This is a genomic window from Candidatus Hodgkinia cicadicola (genome assembly GCF_002774925.1).
This window is the reverse complement of sequence record NZ_NXGO01000040.1, coordinates 1-1,198: the sequence shown is the minus strand read 5'-3', so window position 1 is coordinate 1,198 and position 1,198 is coordinate 1. Positions and strand designations below refer to the sequence as shown.

Annotated in this window: 2 protein-coding genes; both read left to right on the top strand. The window is 36.8% G+C overall.

The genetic code is table 4. The features are described 5' to 3' along the window. Positions 1 to 191, top strand: a 191-nt coding sequence (locus MAGTDC_RS02190) for a hypothetical protein (RefSeq protein WP_278046930.1), incomplete at its 5' end; no start/stop codon positions are given. A gap of 699 nt (positions 192 to 890) precedes the next feature. Beyond that, positions 891 to 1,198, top strand: a 308-nt coding sequence (locus MAGTDC_RS02185; protein WP_278046929.1) for a hypothetical protein, incomplete at its 3' end; no start/stop codon positions are given.

The window sequence follows — 1,198 nt, the reverse complement described above, 5'->3', positions numbered from 1 at the left end:
AAGTTGGACTTTGAAGTGCTCATACTGCAGGTAATTGTGTTAGGCAAATAACATGTAATCCAAAACATGGAATCGGTCTTGACGAACAAACAGATATAACAGACTTAATGACTGAACTTTATAATCAATTTATGTTAAATGAAAGATTAATAGATTTACCCAAAAAAGTTAAGATCAGTGTTAGAGGCTAATCACAAGAACCCAGATTCATTGAACGACAAATTGTAAAAAGTAAACATTGTTCTTTAGACGCCATATTTGACTGGATAATTCATTCAAAATCGATTTTCGCCTACCTTGGGATATGTGTCTCATAATAATTGTCGGTGCAAATTTGTTGAATAACCAAGTATAATTTTAATGTCAAACTGAGTAATTACCAATCACAAATTAAAGAACTTAGTACAGAGTGTAACCATGTTTTTATTTCATAGGGAAGTGTATTGTATAAATTGTGTATTGTATAGCAGAGAGAGCGAGAATGACGTTAAGCGCTCATGTCGCAAATCCGGCGAACTAACTGCTCGATTAAGAAGGTCGAACGAAGGCGGAAGTAAAATTTGAATGCTCCAAGCCGTCATAGCTAAGAACACCTTTTAACACACTATTTATTAATTTAATTGTTTTAAATAAACAATTTGGCGCCACCCGGATTTATAAACCCCTATTGAACAACAGGTAAGGTTTCCACTCGTGTTGTACTGGTAACTGAAGGATCGCTACGGGAATCGTTAGCGCAACATAGAAGTAATGATAACTGGTGTGAGGCGAACACACACAACTTATACATTTTCAGAGTATGTAAGAATCTAGTTGTTACAGATTGGCGACCAACTAGTGAGGCTAGAATTGAAGACTAGCGGCGATTACAGGAAAATATGCAACATTCTATGATTACAAGGTATAAAGCAAAGAAGGGAACTGAAGGTACCAACGAAGAAGAAATGGAAATGATTGAAGAAATGATCGGGGAAATGATCAAAGAGGATGCCCCAGAGGAACAACCAGAAAACCCAACCCAACCAGAACCAGAAGTAGAAGTAACAGTCGGCGACCAACCAGACATACCAACCGAAGGGGTGACGATGGATAACATGATGAGGATAATGATGGAGCAATTTGGACAGATTAATGGAAAAATAGACCAAATGAAGGAAGAAACGAATGAAAAAATAGACCAAAACAGTGAAGAATTGAA